19 protein-coding genes are annotated in these 21,405 nt (G+C 71.1%); 10 read left to right on the forward strand and 9 right to left on the reverse strand.

Features of this window, described 5'->3' with window-relative positions; all coding sequences use genetic code 11:
* Positions 1-79: 79 nt before the first annotated feature.
* Entirely contained in the window at positions 80-1,459 is a 1,380-nt protein-coding gene (locus ACIQUQ_RS02655) for an aspartate aminotransferase family protein (RefSeq protein WP_399952820.1), read from the reverse strand.
* A complete protein-coding gene (locus ACIQUQ_RS02660) occupies positions 1,444-1,947 on the reverse strand; it encodes an Lrp/AsnC family transcriptional regulator (protein WP_403661518.1) in 504 nt (167 codons plus the stop codon). The genes ACIQUQ_RS02655 and ACIQUQ_RS02660 overlap by 16 nt, the downstream gene beginning before the upstream one ends.
* A 169-nt stretch (positions 1,948-2,116) precedes the next feature.
* Here ACIQUQ_RS02660 and ACIQUQ_RS02665 point away from each other — a divergent pair, with 169 nt between their 5' ends.
* The 3 genes from ACIQUQ_RS02665 (at position 2,117) to ACIQUQ_RS02675 (ending at position 5,395) form a co-directional block, all read left to right on the forward strand.
* Positions 2,117-3,556 carry a gamma-aminobutyraldehyde dehydrogenase gene (locus ACIQUQ_RS02665; RefSeq protein ID WP_399952814.1) on the forward strand — a complete coding sequence of 480 codons (1,440 nt, stop codon included), beginning with the start codon at positions 2,117-2,119 and terminating at the stop codon, positions 3,554-3,556.
* A 105-nt stretch (positions 3,557-3,661) separates the two neighbouring features.
* Positions 3,662-4,840, forward strand: a complete 1,179-nt coding sequence (locus ACIQUQ_RS02670; protein ID WP_403970360.1) for a PotD/PotF family extracellular solute-binding protein — start codon at positions 3,662-3,664, stop codon at positions 4,838-4,840.
* Between the two features lie 84 nt (positions 4,841-4,924).
* Positions 4,925-5,395, forward strand: coding sequence for a hypothetical protein (locus tag ACIQUQ_RS02675; RefSeq protein WP_403970363.1), 471 nt, complete (start codon positions 4,925-4,927; stop codon positions 5,393-5,395).
* On the opposite strand, the gene ACIQUQ_RS02680 is transcribed toward ACIQUQ_RS02675, so the two are convergent.
* From ACIQUQ_RS02680 to ACIQUQ_RS02700, 5 genes are all read right to left on the reverse strand, one after another.
* A complete protein-coding gene (locus ACIQUQ_RS02680; protein ID WP_403970365.1) occupies positions 5,385-6,569 on the reverse strand; it encodes a serine hydrolase domain-containing protein in 1,185 nt (394 codons plus the stop codon). The genes ACIQUQ_RS02675 and ACIQUQ_RS02680 overlap by 11 nt on opposite strands.
* A gap of 170 nt (positions 6,570-6,739) precedes the next feature.
* Complete coding sequence (locus ACIQUQ_RS02685; RefSeq protein ID WP_403970367.1) at positions 6,740-7,423, reverse strand: response regulator; 684 nt, start codon at positions 7,421-7,423, stop codon at positions 6,740-6,742.
* Complete coding sequence (locus ACIQUQ_RS02690) at positions 7,420-8,583, reverse strand: sensor histidine kinase (protein WP_403970370.1); 1,164 nt, start codon at positions 8,581-8,583, stop codon at positions 7,420-7,422. Before ACIQUQ_RS02690 ends, ACIQUQ_RS02685 begins: the two co-directional genes overlap by 4 nt.
* A 98-nt stretch (positions 8,584-8,681) precedes the next feature.
* Positions 8,682-9,422, reverse strand: a complete 741-nt coding sequence (locus ACIQUQ_RS02695) for a glycerophosphodiester phosphodiesterase (protein WP_403970373.1) — start codon at positions 9,420-9,422, stop codon at positions 8,682-8,684.
* A gap of 21 nt (positions 9,423-9,443) precedes the next feature.
* Positions 9,444-10,469, reverse strand: a complete 1,026-nt coding sequence (locus tag ACIQUQ_RS02700) for an adenosine deaminase (protein ID WP_403970376.1) — start codon at positions 10,467-10,469, stop codon at positions 9,444-9,446.
* A gap of 111 nt (positions 10,470-10,580) precedes the next feature.
* On the opposite strand from ACIQUQ_RS02700, the gene ACIQUQ_RS02705 reads away from it, so the two are divergent.
* Positions 10,581-11,273, forward strand: a complete 693-nt coding sequence (locus ACIQUQ_RS02705; protein WP_403970377.1) for a DUF4190 domain-containing protein — start codon at positions 10,581-10,583, stop codon at positions 11,271-11,273.
* A gap of 87 nt (positions 11,274-11,360) precedes the next feature.
* Here the strand turns inward: ACIQUQ_RS02705 and ACIQUQ_RS02710 are convergent, their stop codons facing one another.
* Together ACIQUQ_RS02710 and ACIQUQ_RS02715 are read right to left on the reverse strand one after the other, a co-directional pair.
* Positions 11,361-12,923: a TROVE domain-containing protein gene (locus tag ACIQUQ_RS02710; protein ID WP_403970599.1), complete on the reverse strand. Its 1,563-nt coding sequence runs from the start codon at positions 12,921-12,923 to the stop codon at positions 11,361-11,363.
* 420 nt (positions 12,924-13,343) lie between these two features.
* Positions 13,344-13,895, reverse strand: a complete 552-nt coding sequence (locus ACIQUQ_RS02715; protein ID WP_403970379.1) for an NADAR family protein — start codon at positions 13,893-13,895, stop codon at positions 13,344-13,346.
* Between the two features lie 174 nt (positions 13,896-14,069).
* Between ACIQUQ_RS02715 and ACIQUQ_RS02720 the strand changes: the two genes are divergently transcribed.
* From ACIQUQ_RS02720 to ACIQUQ_RS02745, 6 genes are read left to right on the forward strand one after another with little or no spacing between them, the layout of a single operon-like run.
* Complete coding sequence (locus ACIQUQ_RS02720; protein WP_403970382.1) at positions 14,070-15,584, forward strand: gamma-aminobutyraldehyde dehydrogenase; 1,515 nt, start codon at positions 14,070-14,072, stop codon at positions 15,582-15,584.
* A gap of 52 nt (positions 15,585-15,636) precedes the next feature.
* Positions 15,637-16,884, forward strand: coding sequence for a spermidine/putrescine ABC transporter substrate-binding protein (locus ACIQUQ_RS02725; RefSeq protein ID WP_399952788.1), 1,248 nt, complete (start codon positions 15,637-15,639; stop codon positions 16,882-16,884).
* Positions 16,885-16,927: 43 nt separating this feature from the next.
* Entirely contained in the window at positions 16,928-18,079 is a 1,152-nt protein-coding gene (locus tag ACIQUQ_RS02730; RefSeq protein WP_403970385.1) for an ABC transporter ATP-binding protein, read from the forward strand.
* Positions 18,076-19,005 carry an ABC transporter permease gene (locus ACIQUQ_RS02735; RefSeq protein WP_403970388.1) on the forward strand — a complete coding sequence of 310 codons (930 nt, stop codon included), beginning with the start codon at positions 18,076-18,078 and terminating at the stop codon, positions 19,003-19,005. The genes ACIQUQ_RS02730 and ACIQUQ_RS02735 overlap by 4 nt, the downstream gene beginning before the upstream one ends.
* Complete coding sequence (locus tag ACIQUQ_RS02740; RefSeq protein WP_403970391.1) at positions 19,005-19,799, forward strand: ABC transporter permease; 795 nt, start codon at positions 19,005-19,007, stop codon at positions 19,797-19,799. The genes ACIQUQ_RS02735 and ACIQUQ_RS02740 overlap by 1 nt, the downstream gene beginning before the upstream one ends.
* 51 nt (positions 19,800-19,850) lie before the next feature.
* Complete coding sequence (locus tag ACIQUQ_RS02745; protein ID WP_403970394.1) at positions 19,851-21,269, forward strand: NAD(P)/FAD-dependent oxidoreductase; 1,419 nt, start codon at positions 19,851-19,853, stop codon at positions 21,267-21,269.
* The last annotated feature ends 136 nt before the right edge of the window (positions 21,270-21,405 follow it).

Consider the following 21,405-nt stretch of genomic DNA (forward strand, 5'->3'; position numbering starts at 1 on the left):
CGAACGGAGGATCCGGGCCGTGTGTCCGCATGGGTTCGTCAGGCGGGACGGGTGCCTGGACGAACCTCGGCAGGTTTCCTTACAGCTTGGTCCAGGCCTCGGTGAACACCGAACGCAGGATCTGCTCGATCTCGTCGAACTGCTGCTGCGTGGCGATCAGCGGCGGGGCCAGCTGGACGACCGGGTCACCGCGGTCGTCGGCGCGGCAGTAGAGGCCGGCGTCGTACAGCGCCTTCGAGAGGAAGCCGTAGAGCACGCGCTCGATCTCGTCGTCGTTGAAGGACTCCTTGGTGTGCTTGTCCTTCACGAGCTCGATGCCGTAGAAGTAGCCGTTGCCGCGGACGTCGCCGACGATCGGCAGGTCGTGCAGCTTCTGCAGCGTCTTCAGGAAGGCGGACTCGTTGTCCAGCACGTGCTGGTTGAGGCCTTCCTTGTCGAAGATGTCGAGGTTGGCCAGGGCCACCGCCGACGACACCGGGTGGCCGCCGAAGGTGTAGCCGTGCAGGAAGGTGTTGTCACCCTTGTAGAACGGCTCCGCGACGCGGTCCGAGACGATGCAGGCACCGATCGGGGAGTAGCCCGAGGTCATGCCCTTGGCGCAGGTGATCATGTCCGGCACGTAGCCGAACTTCTCGCAGCCGAACATCGTGCCGAGGCGGCCGAAGGCGCAGATGACCTCGTCGGAGACGAGCAGCACGTCGTACGTGTCGCAGATCTCGCGCACGCGCTGGAAGTAGCTGGGCGGCGGCGGGAAGCAGCCACCGGCGTTCTGCACCGGCTCCAGGAAGACCGCGGCGACGGTGTCGGGGCCCTCGAAGAGGATCTGCTGCTCGATCTGGTCGGCGGCCCAGCGGCCGAAGGCCTCCGGGTCGTCGCCGTGGATCGGGGCGCGGTAGATGTTGGTGTTCGGGACCTTGTGGGCGCCCGGGACCAGCGGCTCGAAGGGGGCCTTCAGGGCCGGCAGGCCGGTGATGGACAGGGCGCCCTGCGGGGTGCCGTGGTAGGCGACCGCGCGGGAGATGACCTTGTACTTGGTCGGCTTGCCCTTGAGCTTGAAGTACTGCTTGGCGAGCTTCCAGGCGGTCTCGACCGCCTCGCCGCCGCCGGTGGTGAAGAAGACCTTGTTCAGGTCGCCCGGGGCGTAGTTCGCCAGGCGCTCGGCCAGCTCGACGGCCTTGGGGTGCGCGTACGACCACACGGGGAAGAACGCGAGCTCCTGGGCCTGCTTGTAGGCGACCTCGGCCAGCTCCTTGCGGCCGTGTCCGGCGTTGACCACGAACAGTCCGGCGAGACCGTCCAGGTAGCGCTTGCCCTTGTCGTCGTAGATGTAGGCGCCCTCACCACGCACGATGGTGGGGACGGGGTTCTTCTCGTACGAGGACATGCGGGTGAAGTGCATCCACAGGTGGTCGTACGCGGTCTTGGACAGGTCCTGGGTCACGGTTATCGAGTTCCCCACATGTAGGTCTGCTTCTTCAGCTTCAGGTAGACGAAGCTTTCGGTGGACCGCACGCCGGGGAGCGTGCGGATCCGCTTGTTGATGGTTTCCAGCAGGTGGTCGTCGTCCTCGCAGACGATTTCCACCATCAGGTCGAACGAGCCGGCGGTCATCACCACGTACTCGCACTCGGCCATCGCGGTCAGCGCGTCGGCCACGGGGTCGAGGTCGCCCTCGACGTTGATGCCGACCATCGCCTGGCGCCGCAGGCCCACGGTGAGCGGGTCCGTGACGGCGACGATCTGCATCACGCCCTGGTCCAGGAGCTTCTGCACTCGCTGGCGCACGGCGGCCTCGGACAGGCCGACGGCCTTGCCGATGGCTGCGTAGGGACGGCGTCCGTCCTCCTGCAGTTGCTCGATGATCGCCAGGGATACAGCATCGACCGACGGGGACGGGTGCCGGTTCCTGGAATCTGCGCTTCGACTGACCACGACCTCACTGTGCACGAGGAGTCGACAGTTCCGCAACCCGGAATCGATGAAATTCGTTGTTCGGGCTACTGGATCTCACTGATTTCGTAGTTGGTGGCCTTCGGCTCTGTCGAAAGCGTCGCCACAGGAGCTAGGCTAGGGAACCGTCTCAACCATTGGACATGTGATCAGGAGTGTGGCTGTAGTGACCACCGAACTGCGTCGTCTGCGCAACTACATCGGCGGGGAGTTCAAGGACGCCGCCGACGGGCGGACCACCGAGGTGGTCAACCCCGCCACCGGCGAGGTCTTCGCGACGGCGCCGCTCTCGGGCCAGGCCGACGTCGACGCCGCCATGGCCGCTGCCGCTGCCGCCTTCCCGGGCTGGCGCGACACCACTCCGGCCGAGCGCCAGAAGGCCCTGCTGAAGATCGCGGACGCGATCGAGGCCCGCGCCGACGAGCTCGTCGCCGCCGAGTCCGAGAACACCGGCAAGCCGCTGGGCCTGACGGCCAGCGAGGAGCTGCCGCCGATGGTCGACCAGATCCGGTTCTTCGCGGGTGCCGCGCGCATGCTCGAGGGCCGCTCGGCCGGCGAGTACATGGACGGCATGACCTCCATCATCCGCCGCGAGCCGGTCGGCGTCTGCGCCCAGGTCGCGCCCTGGAACTACCCGATGATGATGGCCGTGTGGAAGTTCGCCCCGGCCATCGCCGCCGGCAACACCGTGGTCCTCAAGCCCTCGGACACCACCCCGGCCTCCACCATCCTGATGGCGGAGATCTTCGGCGACCTGCTGCCCAAGGGCGTCTTCAACGTCATCTGCGGTGACCGCGAGACCGGCAAGGCCATGGTCGAGCACTCCGTACCGGCGATGGCCTCCATCACCGGCTCCGTGCGCGCCGGCATGCAGGTCGCCGAGAGCGCCTCCAAGGACGTCAAGCGCGTCCACCTGGAGCTCGGCGGCAAGGCCCCGGTCGTCGTCTTCGAGGACGCCGACATCGCCAAGGCCGTCGAGGACATCGCGGTGGCGGGCTACTTCAACGCCGGCCAGGACTGCACGGCCGCGACCCGCGTGCTCGTCCACCAGTCCATCCACGACGAGTTCGTGACCGCGCTCGCCAAGCAGGCCGCCGACACCAAGACCGGCCAGCCGGACGACGAGGACGTGCTGTACGGCCCGCTGAACAACCCGAACCAGCTCAAGCAGGTCGCGGGCTTCATCGAGCGCCTCCCCGCCCACGCCAAGGTCGAGGCGGGCGGCCACCAGGTCGGCGACAAGGGCTACTTCTACGCCCCGACCGTCGTCTCGGGCCTCAAGCAGGACGACGAGATCATCCAGAACGAGGTCTTCGGCCCCGTCATCACCGTCCAGTCCTTCTCGGACGAGGCCCAGGCCCTGGAGTACGCGAACGACGTCGAGTACGCCCTCGCGTCCTCCGTGTGGACCAAGGACCACGCCCGCGCCATGCGCATGTCCAAGAACCTCGACTTCGGCTGTGTGTGGATCAACACCCACATCCCGCTCGTCGCCGAGATGCCCCACGGCGGCTACAAGAAGTCCGGCTACGGCAAGGACCTCTCCGCGTACGGCTTCGAGGACTACACGCGCATCAAGCACGTGATGACCTCGCTCGACGGCTGATCCGGACGGCCCCGCGCCGTACTGATCATCTCTGAGCCCTGAAGGGGCGGGCGGTAGACACCTTGTCTATTGCCCGCCCCTTCCGAGTGCGGCGAGTCTTGGCCCATGCCTGAACTCGGTTTCTCTCGGCGCACCGCACTGCGCGGGCTCGGCGCGACGGGCCTGCTGGCCGCCCTCACCGGCTGCGGGGTGCCCGCCGCCTACGTCGCGGAGGACCAGCGCTCCGCCGCCGACCGCTCAGCCCGCGACAAGAGCGTCAGCTTCTCCAACTGGCCGCTCTACATCGACGTCGACGAGGAGGACGAGACCCGCCGGCCCACGCTGGAGTCCTTCTCCCGGAGCACCGGGATCTCCGTGCGGTACACCGAGGAGATCAACGACAACGACGAGTTCTTCGGCAAGGTCAGCCCGGCCCTGACGAACCGCCAGGAGACCGGCCACGACCTGGTCGTCGTCAGTGACTGGATGGCCGCCCGGTTCGTACGCCTGGGCTGGGCCCAGAAGATGGACCGCACCGCCCAGCCGAACGTGGCCCGCCACCTCGACCCACAGCTGCGCTCGCCCGCCTTCGACGACGGCCGCGCCCACACCGTGCCCTGGCAGAGCGGCATCACCGGCATCGCCTACAACCGGCGTGCCCTGGGCCGGGAGCTGAAGTCCGTGTCGGACCTCTGGCACCCCGACCTCGCCGGCAAGGTGACGCTCTTCTCCGGCCTCGACGAGTCGTTCGCGCTGCTGATGCAGGGCGACGGCGTCGACACCGCCCGCTGGACCACGGGCGACTTCCACCGCGCCTGCGACCGGGTCGAGCGCATGGTCCGCAAGGGCCACATCCGCCGCTTCACCGGCAACGACTACACCTCCGACCTGAGCAAGGGCGACGTGCTGGCCTGCCAGGCCTACTCCGGCGACGCCATCCAGCTGCAGGCCGACAACCCGGACATCGAGTTCGTGGTCCCCGAGGAGGGCGGAGAGCTCTGGTCGGAGAGCCTCATCGTGCCCAACCTCGCGCCCCACAAGGCCAACGCCGAGTCCCTCGTCGACCACTACTACCGGCCGGAGGTCGCCGCCGAGCTGGCCGCGTACGTCAACTACGTCTGCCCGGTCCCGGCCGCACAGGCCGTCCTGGCGGACTCCGACGACGCGGAGACGGCGGCCCTCGCCGAGGACCCGCTGATCTTCCCGGACCCCGCGATGCGCAAGCGCCTCACCGTCGCCCGCGACATCGCCCCGGACGAGCGCCCCGAACTGGCCCGCCGCTGGAACTCCATCGTGGGCCTCTGACCGGGGCCGGCTTGCCCAGCACACTCTTGAACGTGTTCAGGAACACTCTTGAACGCGTTCAAGAGTTCGTCGTACGCTGCTGCCATGAGCGAGCGAAGCGCCCTCCTGCGGCGAATACGCGTCTGGTTGGCCATTTTCATCGTCTGCCTGGTCCTCAGCGGCGCCACCGCCTTCCCCCTCGTCACCGAACTGCGCCTGCTGGACGGGCTGGTGGAATCCGACTGGATCCACCGGGTCCGCGCCGGCCTCGAACAGGCCGACGCCGATTACCCCTTCCTCCTCTACGGCACCGACTGGCTGGCGTTCGCGCACCTGGTCATCGCCGTCGCCTTCTACGGGCCCTACCGCGACCCGGTCCGCAACGTCTGGGTCGTCGAGTTCGGGATGATCGCCTGCGTCGGCATCATCCCGCTGGCCCTCGCCTGCGGACCCGTCCGCGGGATCCCCTTCTGGTGGACCGTCATCGACATGTCCTTCGGGGTCTTCGGGATCCTTCCGCTGCTGATCGTGCACCGCATGATCAAGCGCCTGGAGGCCCTGCCGGTCACTTCCTGAAGGCAGCCAGGACTATGCCCAGGGTCACCGGGTCCGTCCGTTCGCCCTTGGCGTCCGTGGAGTTGACCGAGTAGACCAGCGTGCGGGAGAGGTCACGGGTGGCGCCCATAGCCGTGCTGTAGCCGAAGCGGCCGCCCGTCTTGCCCCAGGCCACCGTGCCGTCCGGCAGGACCAGCCGCGACATCCCCGCCGTCAGCTGGGCCGGCTTGCCCGACACGAAGTCCTTCACCTGCGGCACGGTGAACATCTCGGTCAGCTGCGGCTCCGGCACCACCTGCCCGCGGAACAGCGCCGCCGTGAACCGCTCCAGGTCCGCCGTGGTCGAGATGATGTCGCCCGCCGCCCAGCGGCTGGTGGACTCCCAGACCGTCACGTCCCGCAGCTCCGTGGAGCCGTCGGCACGCTCCACCGCCTGGTATCCGTGGTGGTGCGGCCCGTGCATCCGCGGATCGGAGCCGGGGTACGAGGTCTGGCGCAGGCCCAGGGGCTTCAGGATCCGAGCGGCCACGGCCTCCTCGTACGGACGTCCCGTCACCTCCTCGATGAGCACGCCCAGTACGGTGTAGTTGATGTTGAGGTAGTGCTGGGCAGTGCCCGGCCGGAACTCCGGCCCCTTCGCGACGGCGTTCGCGATCTGCTCCCGCGGGTCCGTGCGGTCGAACCGGGCCGCCCACTGGGCCTCGAACGCATCGCCGGGACCGTCCGCCGCCCCGATGCCGCTCGTGTGGTTCAGCAGCTGCCGGACCGTCACCGGCTCGAAGGTGCCGGGCAGCAGCCCCGGCAGGTACTCCTGCACCGGACGGTCCAGGTCCAGCCTCCGCTCCGCCGCGAGCCGGAGCACCACCGCCGCGGTGAACACCTTGGTCACCGAGCCCGCGCGGAACCGGGCGTGCGCCATGGCCCCGCGGCCCGTACGGAGGTCCGCCACCCCGGCCGCACCGGCCCAGCTCCCGCTGCTGCCCCCGACCCGGACCAGCGCGGCCGTCGCAGAACCGCTCGGCAGCCCGGCCAGCGCCGCCCGCAGCGCCGCCGCGTCCGGCGGGGTCGAGAAGACCGGAGCCTCCCGCACCGCCGTCCGGGCGGGCACCGCGGCGACCGCGGCCGGTGCGACCGGACCCGCCGCGACCCCCAGGACCAGGGCGGCGGCGAGCAGCGTGCGCGTGCGTGCGTTCATGGTGGACTCCCCGTGTGACCGGGCCCGGACCAGCCGGACCGCGTGACCGTCAGCCGTTCTCGGCGACACGGACCATCCTGCTGACCTGCGTCTTCCGGCGAATCACCTGGCAGAGCGGTCTTCAGCGGTACGACAAATCCCTCGCGCGAGCGAGGCCGCCCGCCCTCGCCTCACTCCCCGGAGGGAGTACCTGCGGCGATCAGCCCCGTCTCGTACGCGCAGATGACCGCCTGGATCCGGTCCCGCAGGCCCAGCTTGGCCAGGACGTTGCCCACGTGGGTCTTCACGGTGTGCTCGCTCACCACCAGGGCCCCGGCGATCTCGGCGTTCGACAGCCCCCGCCCCAGGTGCAGCAGCGTCTCCCGCTCGCGCGCCGTCAGCACGTCCAGCCGGGCCGCAGCACCCGCGGGCACCGACGCCGCCGGCCGGGCCGTCGCCGCCGTGTACTCCTCGATCAGCCGGCGCGCCACCGACGGCGCCAGCAGCGACTCCCCGGCCGCCACCACCCGCACCGCGTGCACCAGGTCGTCCCGCCGCACGTCCTTGAGCAGGAACCCGCTGGCCCCCGCGTGCAGCGCCTCGTACACGTACTCGTCCGAGTCGAAGGTCGTCAGCATCACCGTCCGGCACGCCGACTCGGCCGAGATCACCCGGCAGGCCTCGATCCCGTCCGTCCCCGGCATCCGCACGTCCAGCAGCGCCACGTCGGGGGAGTGCCGCCGCACCGCCGCCACGGCCGCCGCGCCGTCGCCCGCCTCGGCCACCACCTCGATGTCCTCCTGGACGTCGAGGATCATCGCGAACCCGCTGCGCACCAGCTCCTGGTCGTCCGCCACCACCACACGGATCGTCAACTACCCACCTCCCGCGGCGAGGTTACAAGCCGCACCGCCACCCTGAACCCTCCGGAGGGACCCCGTCCCACCACAGCGGTACCCCCGTGCGCCGCCGCACGCTCCCGGATCCCGATCAGACCGTGGCCGCCTCCCCCCGGTCCCTCCGCAGCGGGACCCCGCCCGTCATCCGTGACGGTGAGGGACACGCCGTCCGCCTCCCACTCCAGAGCCACCACCACCCGGGTGGCGCCCGCGTGCTTCACCACGTTCGTCAGCGCCTCCTGCACGATCCGGTACACCGTCGTGTCCACCGCCGCCGGCAGCGGCCTTGCCGTACCGCGCTCCTCGTACACCACGTCCAGGCCCCCGAGCCGCACCCGCTCCAGCAGCCCGGGCAGCACCCCCACCCCCGGCTGCGGCGCCCGCGGCGCGGGCACCGTGGCCCCGGCGCCCTCATCGCGCAGCACGCCCAGCATCCGCCGCAGCTGCGCCATCGCGTCCCGGCCGGTCTCCGCGATCGCGTCGAACGCCGCCTCCGCCCGCTCCGGGGCCCGCCGCACCGCCACCGGACCGGCCTCCGCCTGCACGATCATGATGCTGACGGCGTGCGACAGGATGTCGTGCATCTCCCGCGCGATCCGGGCGCGTTCCCGGGCGGCGGCCTGCTCCGCCTCGATCCGGTTCGCCCGCTCCAGCTGGGCGGCCCGCTCCTCGACCGCCGCCGTGTAGGCGTGCCGGGTGAACTGCAGGCGCCCCAGGACGTACGCGGCCGCCGCGCAGAACCCGGTGAAGAACAGCTCGCGCGCCGTCCCGGTGTTCCAGTACACCGACAGCGCCAGCACCACCACGGTGATGCCGCCCACCGCCGCCCGCACCCGCGCCGCGCACTGCAGCGCCACCGTGTAGAAGGCGATCAGGCCCGCGTACGGCAGCGGCTGGCCGGGACCGTCGAGCGCGAGCCGGTAGACCCCGCCCACCGCGAGCACCGCGACCAGCACCGCCACCGGCCACCGCCGCCGCCACACCAGCGGCACCACCCCGAGCGACGTCAGGGCGTACGCACCCCAGGTCACCGGCGGCAGCCCGGCCTCCCGAGGCAGCACGAACGGCATCGTCACCGCCAGCTGCACCAGCACCGTCAGCCCCAGGTCCAGCCCCCAGGGCCGCTCCCGCCCCACCCGCCGGAACCCCGCCAGCCGGAACCCCGCCAGCCGGAACCCCGCCCGGAGGACCCCGACCCGCCGGACCCCCTCCCGGCAGCGCGCGCCGCCGGGTATCACCGCGGCAGCCCGACGGCCCCGGCCGCCGCCCGCACCTCGACCAGCGCGGCCACCCGGTTCGTGGTCACCGAGTCCACGCCCATGTCGATCAGCTTCCGCATCGTCCGCTTCGTGTCGGCCGTCCAGGCGGACACCAGGAACCCGTCCGCGTGCAGCGCCTCCACCAGATCCCGGCTGAGCACCCCGAAGCGGTAGTTCAGCCAGCGCGGCGCCACCGCCTCCACCAGCGACCGGCTCGGTGGGCACACCGAGGTCCAGGTCATCGCGATCTCCGCGCCCGGATCGGCGGCCCGCACGGCCAGCATCGTGGTGGCCCCGGCGCAGTAGTACACGCGCTCGCGCGCCCCGCACTCCCGCACCACGCCCACCACCTCGCGCACCGTCCCGGCCATCGCGCCCGGCAGGTCGATCATCACCCGCGCCGGCCCGGTCGCCTCCAGCGCCTCCCGCAGGGTCGGCACCCCGCCGTCCGACAGCTCGTGCACCTCGGCCGCGGTCAGCGACACCACCGGACGGGCGTCGCTCCACAGCCGCCGGAACGACTCGTCGTGCAGCAGCACCGGCACCCCGTCGCTGGTCAGCCGGACGTCGATCTCCACCGCGTCCGCGCCCCGCGCCACGGCGGAGCGCAGCGAGGCCAGCGTGTTCTCGCGGACGAGGTACGGGTCGCCGCGGTGGCCGACGGCGTGGACGGTGCGGGAGGCGGGATACGCGACGGGGGCGTGGTCGGTGCGCATGCGCCCCATTCTCGGCCCAGGTCAGCGGGCCAGCCAGGCGTTCGTGTACGTGTCGATCTCCTCGGCCAGCCGCGCCTTGCCCGCCGGGTCCAGGAAGGAGGCCTCGACGGCGTTCTTCGCGAGGGCGGCGAGCCCCTTCTCGTCCAGCTCCAGCAGGCGCGCGGCCACCGCGTACTCGTTGTTGAGGTCGGTGCCGAACATCGGCGGGTCGTCGCTGTTGATGGTGACCAGCACGCCGGCCTTGACCATCTCCTTCACCGGGTGCCGGTCCAGGTCGGTGACCGCGCGGGTGGCGATGTTCGAGGTCGGGCAGACCTCCAGCGCGATCCGGTGCTCGGCCAGGTACGCGAGCAGCTCCGGGTCCATCGGGGCGCTCGTGCCGTGGCCGATCCGTTCGGCACCCAGGACGCGCAGGGCGTCCCAGATGGTCTCCGGGCCCGTGGTCTCGCCCGCGTGCGGCACGCTGTGCAGTCCGGCGGCGATGGCCCGGTCGAAGTACGGCTTGAACTGCGGGCGCGGGACGCCGATCTCGGGGCCGCCGAGGCCGAACGAGACCAGGCCCTCAGGGCGCAGGTCGACGGCGAGCCGCGCGGTCTCCTCGGCCGCCTCCAGCCCGGCCTCGCCGGGGATGTCGAAGCACCAGCGCAGGACGACGCCGAGCTCGGCCTCGGCAGCCTTCCGCGCGTCCTCGATGGCGTCCATGAAGGCGCGCTCGTCGATGCCGCGGCGGGTGGAGCTGTACGGCGTGATGGTCAGCTCGGCGTACCGGATGTTCTGGCGGGCCATGTCGCGGGCGACCTCGTAGGTCAGCAGCCGGACGTCCTCCGGGGTGCGGATGAGGTCGACGACCGAGAGGTAGACCTCGATGAAGTGCGCGAAGTCGGTGAAGGTGAAGTAGTCCGCCAGCGCCTCGGGGTCCGTCGGCACCTTCGAGTCGGGGTGCCGCGCGGCCAGTTCGGCCACGATGCGCGGGGAGGCGGACCCGACGTGGTGCACGTGGAGTTCCGCCTTCGGCAGCCCAGCGATGAAGGAGTGGAGATCGGGCACGGGGTCCTCCGGGGTGACGGCGGTGCGGGCAGGTCGCCCTCATCGTAGGCAGGCCGTCGGGGTGTCAGGGGCAGCGCTTAGCATGGCCGTACGAGAATGGGGGGCGCCGAAATGTCCGAAGAGAACCCGGGAGCGGGGGCGCGGGATCCGTGGGCGCCGCCGGAGAGCCCGAGCGTGCCGCTGGAGAAGAAGCCCGCGGCGGAGCCGCCGCGGCAGGGGGTCCACGACCAGCCGACCATGGCCGGGGGCCTGCCGGGTGCCGGGCAGACCCCGGCGTACGGCCAGCCGCCGGTGCCGGGTCCCGGCACGCCGGCCTACGCCCAGCCGGCCGTACCGGCGTACGGGGCACCGGGGCCGGAGCAGGGTTACGGCTACCCCGGCGGCCCGGCGCAGCAGTACCCCGGGTACGCGGGCCACCCTGGTTACCCCGGCTACCCCGGATACCCGGGCTACGGCCAGGGCTGGGGCGGCCCCCAGCTGAGGAACGGCTTCGGTGTGACGGCGCTGGTGCTGGGCATCCTCGCGGTCGTGCTCTTCTGCGCCAGCATCTTCGCGGTGCTCATCGGCGTCGCGGCGGTGGTCTTCGGGGTGCTCGGCCGGTCCCGCGCCAAGCGGGGCGAGGCCGACAACGCGGGCCAGGCGCTGGCCGGCATCATCCTCGGGGCCGTGGGCATCGTGCTCGGCGCGGTGATGTTCGGGCTGATCATCGCGGGCGCAATATTCGACCGCGAGGGCGGCAGCAGCGAGTACGACTACGACGAGGACCCGCCGGCGTTCTCGACCAGCCTGGTCGTCGAGCGCTAGCCGGACCGGGTCCCGTCCGGGACGGGACCCGGCTCCCCGGCCGGTACGCCGCCCGGGGAGCCGGCACTCCGGCAGGGGCCGTCCGGCTCAGTCGTGCGCGAGCCAGGGCCAGGCGCCCCGGAGGCCGGCCTCCAGCAGGGGCACCATGCGGAAGGCCGCGTCGGTGAGCCCGCCGAAGGTGTGGCGGGTCGGCAGGTCCGCGGGCACGTGGCCGACCCGGTGGCCCCCCAGGTTCCACGTGTAGACGGGGACGCGCGAGGGGACCCGGGAGGCCGGGTGGCCCAGACGGCTGTGCGGGGCGGCCTGCTCGTCGGTGATGATCAGGACCCGGTCGTGCCGCTCGTAGTGCTTGACCACGGCCGCGATCGTCTCGGTGCCGCCGAGTTCCCGGAACCGCTCCAGGATCCGGAGCACACCCTCGCCCGGCTCGTACCGCACCCGGTGGCTGTACGACCCGAACTGCACCAGGTCCGCCGCCTCGGCCCGCAGCGCCAGCGCGGTGCCGAACACGGCGGCCGCGTCGGCCCGGTTCAGCTGCGAGCGCTCCGACAGCGGCTCCCACATCGACCCGGAGCGGTCCACCAGCACCAGCGTCCGGCCCGGCAGGGCCGGTACGTTCGCCAGCGAGTGGCCCAGCGCCCGCTCCAGCGGCTCCGCCCAGCGCGCCGAGGGCGCGTGGCGGTGCGCGGCCAGGTAGCGGAAGGGGAACTGCCGCGAGGCGGCGACCACCTCCGGGTCCGCGATCTTCTCGGCCACCAGCGCGGCCACCTCGTCGGAGACGCCCGCCCCGTCGAAGTTGCGCAGGTTCCGCACCAGAGCCATCGGGCCCATGGACGGGATGACCGCCTCCCAGGCGGCGGCGTCCAGCGGACCCTGGAGCCAGCCGGCCAGCGCCTCCCAGGTCAGCCCGGCCCGCGCCAGCCGTTCGGCGCCGCCTGCACCCGTGACGGCCGGCCGCCGCTCCGCCACCGGGAGCGCCATCAGCTCGCGGTGTGCGCCGAGCACCGGCACCGAGGCGGGCGGGACGGCCCGCGCGGGATGGTGCCGGCGGTCCAGGGCGTGCCGGAACAGGTCGCCCTGCCAGGGCTTGGCCGGATCGGGCGTGGCGTGCGTGAGGTTGAGGACGTCGCCGAAGCGGAACTCCTGCGCGGCGGTGTCGTACTTGAGCAGGGACCGCCCGTGGTACAGCCGCCGCACGGCGTCGGCGACGCCGCGCTTCACGGGCTGGGGCAGGGCCCGCCCGTACGTGGCCGTCCAGTGGGCCAGCAGCGCGCCGGGCTCGTCGGCCCGCTGGAGCACGGAGTCGACGACGCCCCGGTTGGAGGGGCCCCCGGTGGCTCCGGCGTCGAGGCGGGCCTTCACGTAGGCGGCCGCGCCGACGAGGGACGCCCTGCGCATGTGGGCCGTGCCGCGCAGCCAGGCGAGCAGCCCGGCCGTCCACTCCGGGTCCTCGACGGCGAGCTGCCGGACGAGGAGGGTGTAGCGGTGCTCGCGGGCGGCGGCGGTCTCGGCGGTGGTCTCCTCACCCGCGAAGAGGGCGACGGCGAGGACGAACAGCTCGGACCGCGGGTCGCGGACGTACCCCTTGCCGCCCTGGTCGGTGTAGGCCCCCCGCCACATGCCGCCGCCCTCCCTCAGCAGGGCGGGCATCCGGGCGGCCGCCGCCACGGACGGCGACACGAGCATGGTGGACCAGGTCTTGGACTCGCGGCGGTGGAAGCGAGGCAGGCGAATCCCCCCGGATTCAGTCTCGGCGAAGGCGGAGCCGGGCCCGGCGGGCGGATGGAACCGGCCGCCGGGCCGTGGGCCGCGCACGGCGGCCTCCCGAGATCGGAAAGGGGCGGCGGCGTCACTTGTGTCAGAAAAGGAAGTAACCGCAGCCCGCGCACCGGGAGGCGCGTGGCAACGACGCGGAGCCTAGGCGGGCCCCCGCACCGCCGCCACCGAATTAGGGGCCCCGGCCTGCCCCGCCCGCCGGACGGCATCCGCCGTCCGGCTCCTGCGAGGCCGTGCCGGGCGCCGTTCCCGCGCGCCCCGCGCGTCCGCCGGCAGCCGTGCCCCCGCCCGCCGCTACTCGCCCGCCCGCAGCCGCTCCCGGGCGTCCATCAGGGCGAACCCCAGCAGGTTCAGCCCGCGCCACCGCTCCGGCACCAGCGCGTCCGGCGAGTCGGCGGCCAGCCCGATGCCCCAGATCCGGTCCAGCGGGCTCGCCTCCACCAGCACCCGCTCGCCCGTCCCCAGGAGGAAGGAGCGCAGGGCCGGGTCGGAGCCGAACTTGTGCACGCTGCCCTCGACCACGATGGCGTACCGCTCGCGCTCCCACACCGCGTCGTCGAACCCGCGCACCAGCCGCCCGGCCTTCTTGGCCTCGGCAGGTGTCGGCGCGGCCAGGGCGACGGCCAGTGCCTCCTCGTCCCCGAAGAGCCGCGCCTTGCCGGCCATCATCCAGTGCTCCGCCGTGGCGTACTCGACGTCACCCACGGTGAACGGCGAGGGCCACCACTGTGAGAGACAGCTCGGCCCGAGCGTCCCGTCGGCCCGCGGCCGGTGCCCCCAGAAGGGCAGGTACTTCACTCGCTCACCCCGGTTGACCTGCCCGATCAACTTGTCGATCTTCTCCATGCACGCGAGTCTGGCAGTCGCCACTGACACTTCGTACGGGATTTCTCCTCCCAAGCGACACATGGTCGACCGATTCCGTCGCGTAACCAAAAGGCAACAACGGAATCACTTGTTGGAGGAGAAGGCCTCTGTCAGGATCGGCACTCAATTCGAGCTGGAGCTACGGAGAGCGTGATGGGCAACCGCTTCCAGGTTAAGGACCGCTTCGCGGACGGCGCACAATTCATCGACGGAAAGCTGAGGACCGGGACCTCCGGACAATCACACACCGTGGTGAACCCGGCCACCGGCGAGGAGGTCCTCACCTACGCCCTCGCCTCCACCGTCGACGTGGACGAGGCCGTGGCCGCCGCCAAGGCCGCCTTCCCGGGCTGGGCCGCCGCCACCCCCGGCGAGCGCTCCGACGCCCTGCACCGCCTCGCCACGGTCCTCGCCGAGCAGGCCGGGGACTTCGCTTACGCCGAGTCCCTGCAGTGCGGCAAGCCGCTCAAGCTCACCACCGAGTTCGACGTGCCGGGCACGATCGACAACACCGCCTTCTTCGCAGGCGCCGCCCGTCACCTCCAGGGCCAGGCCGCCGGCGAGTACTCCGGTGACCACACCTCGTACGTACGCCGGGAGCCGATCGGCGTGGTCGGCTCCATCGCCCCCTGGAACTACCCGCTCCAGATGGCCGCCTGGAAGATCCTCCCGGCCGTCGCCGCGGGCAACACGATCGTCCTCAAGCCGGCCGAGCTGACGCCCCTGACCTCCCTGATGTTCGCCCAGGCGGCGAAGGAGGCGGGCATCCCCGACGGCGTGATCAACATCGTCACGGGCGCCGGCCGCGAGGCGGGCGAGCACCTCGTGGGCCACCCCGACGTGGCCATGACCTCCTTCACCGGCTCCACGGCGGTCGGCAAGCGGGTCGCCGAGATCGCCACCGCCACCGTCAAGCGGCTCCACCTGGAGCTCGGCGGCAAGGCCCCCTTCGTGGTCTTCGACGACGCCGACCTGGAGGCCGCCGCCAACGGCGCGGTCGCCGCCTCCCTCATCAACACCGGCCAGGACTGCACCGCCGCCACCCGCGCGTACGTCCAGCGCCCCGTCTACGACGCCTTCGTCGCCCGCGTCGCGGAGCTGATGGCGTCCGTACGCGTCGGCGACCCGTTCGCCCCCGGCACCGACCTCGGCCCGCTGGTCTCCCACGTCCAGCGCGACCGGGTCGCCGCCTTCGTCGAGCGCGCCCGCGGGTACGCCACCGTCGTCACCGGCGGCGAGGCGCCCGGAGGGGACCTCGCGGACGGCGCGTACTATCTGCCCACGCTGATCGCGGACGCGGCCCAGGACAGCGAGGTCGTCCAGTCCGAGATCTTCGGGCCGGTCCTCGCGGTGCTGCCCTTCGACACCGACGACGAGGGCATCGAGCTCGCCAACGACACCCCGTACGGGCTCGCCGCCTCCGCCTGGAGCCGCGACGTGTACCGGGCCAACCGCGCCACCCGCGAGATCAAGGCGGGCTGCGTCTGGGTCAACGACCACATCCCGATCATCAGCGAGATGCCGCACGGCGGCTACAAGGCCAGCGGCTACGGAAAGGACATGTCGGCGTACTCCTTCGAGGAGTACACGCAGGTCAAGCACGTGATGTACGACAACACCGGGGTGCCGCGCAAGGACTGGCACCGCACGATCTTCGGGGACCGATAAACAGCGCTCCGCCCGACCAGCGGAACACGACACATTGGAAAGGGCCCAGCGCATGGAGCACCACGAGCCCGAGCTCTCCTCGGCGGAAGTCGCGGCGATGCGACGCAGCCTCACCAGCGGGCGCGGCGCCCTGACGCGCCGCTCGCTGCTGCGCGCGTCGGGGATCGGCGCACTGACTCTGGGCGGCCTCGGCACCCTGAGCGCGTGCGGCATCCCGCCGGCCAAGCGGAACGACGGCTCCGCCCCCGCCGACGACGACCATTCGGCCCAGGAGAAGGTGATCAACTTCTCCAACTGGACCGAGTACATGGACACCAGCGAGGACGAGAAGCACCGGCCGACCCTGGAGGAGTTCACCAAACGCACCGGGATCAAGGTCAAGTACACCGAGGACATCAACGACAACGTCGAGTTCTTCGGGAAGATCAGGCCGCAGCTCGCCGCGGGCCAGGAGACCGGCCGCGACCTCATCGTCGTCACCGACTGGCTGGCCGCGCGCATGATCAAGCTCGGCTGGGTGCAGCAGCTCGACCCGGCCCACCTGCCGCACGCCTTCGCCAACCTGTCGCAGCAGTTCCGGATGCCCGACTGGGACCCGGGCCGCGCCTTCTCCTACCCGTGGACCGGCATCTCGACGGTCATCGCGTACAACACGAAGGCCACCGGCGGGAAGAAGGTCGACTCCGTCACGCAGATGCTCGACGACCCGACCCTGAAGGGCCGCGTCGGCTTCCTGACGGAGATGCGCGACACCGTCGGCATGACCCTGCTCGACATGGGCAAGGACCCCGCCACCTTCACCACCCCGGACTACGACGCCGCGATCGCCCGCCTGCAGAAGGGCGTCGACAAGAAGCAGATCCGCCGCTTCACCGGCAACGACTACACCTCGGACCTGGACAAGGGCGACCTCGCCGCCTGTCTGGCCTGGGCCGGCGACATCATCCAGCTCCAGGCCGACAACCCGGACATCCAGTACGCCATCCCGGCCGCCGGCTACATGACCTCCACGGACAACCTGCTGGTCCCGGCCAAGGCACGGCACAAGACCAACGCCGAGCGGCTCATCGACTACTACTACGAGCCCCCGGTCGCCGCCCAGCTCGCCGCGTACATCAACTACGTCTGCCCGGTCGAGGGCGTCAAGCCCGAGCTTGCCAAGATCGACCCCGCGCTGGCCGACAACCCCCTGATCATCCCGGACAAGGCCATGGCCGCGAAGTCCCACGCGTTCCGTTCCCTCACCGTCGCCGAGGAGCGGGACTACGAGGAGAAGTTCGCCAAGCTCATCGGTGCCTGAGCCCGCCCCCCTTTCCGAATTCCACACCACGGGACCGCGACCCATGACTGAAAAGACCGCGGGCGGCGACGTCCGCCTCACCGGGATCAGCAAGCACTACGGCTCCTTCACCGCCGTGCACCCGCTCGACCTGACCATCCCCCAGGGCTCCTTCTTCGCCCTGCTGGGCGCCTCCGGCTGCGGCAAGACCACCACGCTGCGCATGATCGCCGGCCTGGAGGACCCGTCCACCGGCACGGTCCACCTCGGCGACCGCGACGTCACCGGCCTGGCGCCGTACAAGCGGCCGGTGAACACGGTGTTCCAGAGCTACGCGCTCTTCCCGCACATGGACATCTTCGAGAACATCGCCTTCGGACTGCGCCGCCGCGGCATCAAGTCGGTGAAGAAGCAGGTGGACGACATGATCGAGCTCGTCCAGCTCGGCGAGCACGCCCGCAAGAAGCCGCACCAGCTCTCCGGCGGCCAGCAGCAGCGCGTCGCCGTCGCCCGCGCCCTGATCAACCACCCGCAGGTGCTCCTCCTCGACGAGCCCCTCGGCGCCCTCGACCTCAAGCTGCGCCGCCAGATGCAGCTGGAGCTCAAGCGCATCCAGACCGAGGTCGGCATCACCTTCGTGCACGTCACCCACGACCAGGAGGAGGCCATGACCATGGCCGACACGGTCGCGGTGATGAACGGCGGCCGGGTCGAGCAGCTCGGCGCCCCCGCGGAGCTGTACGAGAACCCGCGCACCACCTTCGTGGCCAACTTCCTCGGCACCTCGAACCTGATCGAGACCTCGGTGGAGGAGGCCGGCTCCGGCGACGTGGTCGTCTCCGCGGCCGGCGGCAAGCTTCGCCTGCCGGCGGAGCGGTGTTCCACGACCCCCCGTGCCGGCGGACAGCTGCTGGTCGGCGTCCGCCCCGAGAAGATCTCCCTGGTCCCGGCGGACGAGGAGCACACCGTCCCCGACGGCCGCAACAAGGTGACCGGCCGGATCGTGAACTCCTCCTTCATCGGCGTCTCGACCCAGTTCGTCATCGACAGCCCGGTCTGCCCGGAGCTGGAGGTGTACGTCCAGAACATCGAGCGGGACGCGCGCCTGACCCCCGGCACCGAGGTCGTCCTCCACTGGAACCCGGCGCACACCTTCGGCCTCGATGCCTCCCAGGACATCGACGCGGGCGTCGAGACGGTCGGGGAGAGCGCATGACGACCGCCACCGAAGCGCCCCCCGCCCCGCCGCAGGCGGAGCCGCCGGTCCACAGGCCCTCCGTACGGCGCAAGCTGGTCCCGTACTGGCTGCTGCTCCCCGGCATCCTGTGGCTGCTGGTCTTCTTCGTCCTGCCGATGGTCTACCAGGCCTCGACCTCCGTGCAGACCGGCTCCCTGGAGCAGGGCTTCGAGGTCACCTGGCACTTCCAGACCTACTGGGACGCCTTCACCGAGTACCTCCCGCAGTTCCTGCGCTCGCTGCTGTACGCCGGCACCGCGACCGTGCTGTGCCTGCTGCTCGGCTACCCGCTCGCGTACCTGATCGCCTTCCGGGCCGGCCGCTGGCGCAACCTGCTGCTGATCCTGGTGATCGCGCCGTTCTTCACCAGCTTCCTGATCCGCACGCTCGCCTGGAAGACGATCCTCGCGGACGACAGCGTCGTGGTGGACGTGCTCAACACCCTGCACGTCCTGGACGTCACCAGCTGGCTGGGCATGACCGAGGGCGACCGCGTACTGGCCACGCCCCTGGCGGTGGTCTGCGGTCTGACGTACAACTTCCTGCCCTTCATGATCCTGCCGCTCTACACCTCGCTGGAGCGCATCGACACCCGCCTGCACGAGGCGGCCGGCGACCTGTACGCCACCCCGGCCACCACCTTCCGCAAGGTGACCTTCCCGCTGTCGATGCCGGGCGTGGTCTCGGGCACGCTGCTCACCTTCATCCCGGCGAGCGGCGACTACGTCAACGCCGAGCTGCTCGGCTCGACGGACACCCGCATGATCGGCAACGTCATCCAGTCGCAGTACCTGCGGATCCTGGACTACCCCACGGCGGCCGCGCTGTCGTTCATCCTGATGGCCATCGTGCTGATCATGGTCACCGTCTACATCCGCCGCGCCGGAACGGAGGACCTGGTCTGATGCAGTGGCTCCGACGCAACTTCGTCGTCATCGCCGGCCTCGGCACGCTCGCGTACCTGATCCTGCCGAACGTCGTGGTGACGGTCTTCTCCTTCAACAACCCCGCCGGGCGGTTCAACTACGCCTGGCAGGAGTTCTCCCTGGAGGCCTGGAAGGACCCGTGCGGCGTCGCCGACATGTGCGGCTCCCTCTCCCTGTCCCTCCAGATCGCCCTCTGGTCGACCATCGGCGCGACCGTCCTGGGCACGATGATCGCCTTCGCCCTGGTCAGGTACCGCTTCCGGGCGCGCGGCGCGGTCAACTCGCTGATCTTCCTGCCGATGGCGATGCCCGAGATCGTGATGGCGGCCTCGCTGCTCGCCCTCTTCCTCAACATGGGCATCGAGCTGGGCTTCTGGACCATCCTGATCGCCCACATCATGTTCTGCCTCAGCTTCGTCGTGGCCGCCGTCAAGGCGCGCGTGCTCTCGATGGACCCGAGGCTGGAGGAGGCCGCCCGGGACCTCTACGCGAGCCCGGTGCAGACCTTCCTCCGGGTCACCCTCCCGATCGCCGCCCCCGGCATCGCGGCCGGTGCCCTGCTCTCCTTCGCCCTGTCGTTCGACGACTTCATCATCACGAACTTCAACTCGGGCAACACGGTCACCTTCCCCATGTTCGTGTGGGGATCGGCCCAGCGCGGCACGCCCGTGCAGATCAACGTCATCGGTACGGCGATGTTCGTCATCGCGGTGCTGGTGGTGCTCGCCGGCCAGACGGTCAGCAGCCGGCGCAGGAAACAGGCGCAGAACTGAGCACGGGACTCAGCGCGCAGAACCAAGCAGTTCCGTAAGGAGTTGGAAGACATGGCCCCAGTCGCCATGCGTACCGTTGCACAATCCCTTTCCGACGCACTGCCGGTCTCGTACTGGCTGGACGACCCCGGCAGGCCCGCCCCGCAGCCGGCCCTCACCGGCGACGAGCACTGCGACCTGCTCGTCATCGGCGGCGGCTACACCGGTCTGTGGACCGCGCTCCTGGCCAAGGAGCGCGACCCCGGGCGGGACGTCGTACTGATCGAGAGCAAGGAGGCGGGCTGGGCCGCCTCCGGCCGGAACGGCGGCTTCTGCGCCGCCTCCCTCACGCACGGCCTGGCCAACGGCATCGCCCGCTGGCCCGAGGAACTGCCGAGGCTGGAGGAGCTGGGCGCGCGCAACCTCGACGCCATCGAGGCGGCCGTCGCCCGCTACGGCATCGAGTGCGACTTCGAGCGCACCGGCGAGATCGACGTGGCCACGGAGCCGCACCAGGTGGAGGAGCTCAAGGAGCTGCACGCCGAGGCCGAGCGCTTGGGCCTGGGCGACGGCTCGGTCTTCCTCGACCAGGACGAGGTACGCGCCGAGGTCGACTCGCCCACCTTCCTCGGCGGGGTGTGGGACCGCGACGGCGTCGCCATGCTGCACCCCGCCAAGCTCGCGTGGGGCCTCAAGGAGGCCTGCCTCGGGCTCGGCGTACGCATCTACGAGAACACCCGCGGCCTGGAGCTCACCTCCTCGGGCGCCGGGATGGCCGTCCGCACCCCGTACGGCCGGGTGCAGGCCCGCCGGGTGGCGCTCGGCACCAACATCTTCCCGTCGCTGGTCAAGCGCATCCGCCCGTACACCGTCCCGGTCTACGACTACGCGCTGATGACCGAGCCGCTCACGCCCGAGCAGCTCGCGGCCGTCGGCTGGAAGAACCGGCAGGGCCTGGGCGACAGCGCCAACCAGTTCCACTACTTCCGGATCACCGCCGACAACCGGATCCTCTGGGGCGGCTACGACGCCATCTATCCCTACGGCGGCAAGCTCGACTCCGAGTACGACCACCGGCCGGAGACCTACCTCAAGCTGGCCGGGCACTTCTTCACCTGCTTCCCGCAGCTGGAGGGGATCCGCTTCAGCCACGCCTGGGGCGGCGCCATCGACACCTGCTCCCGCTTCTCCGCCTTCTTCGGCAAGGCGTACTCCGGCAAGGTCGCCTACGCCGCCGGCTACACCGGCCTCGGCGTCGGCTCCACGCGCTTCGGCGCGGACGTGATGCTGGACCTGCTGGCGGGGGAGCGGACCGAGCGGACCGAGCTGAAGATGGTCCGTACGAAGCCGATGCCCTTCCCGCCCGAGCCGTTCAAGTGGACCGGCATCGCGCTGACCAAGTGGTCGCTGGCCCGGGCCGACGAGCGCAGCGGACACCGGAACCTCTGGCTGAAGACGCTGGACCGCTTCGGCCTCGGCTTCGACAGCTGATCCCATGATCGACGGTTGTGGGGCCCCCGGGCCCCGGGGGGCCCCCACCAGATACGGGCGGGACCCCCGCACCACCGGGCGCCGGGCCCACCCCCCGCCGCGGGGGGGCCCCCCGCCCGCACCCCCGGGGAGGCGG

The sequence above is a fragment of the Streptomyces sp. NPDC101118 genome, assembly GCF_044759445.1.
GTDB lineage: Bacteria > Actinomycetota > Actinomycetes > Streptomycetales > Streptomycetaceae > Streptomyces.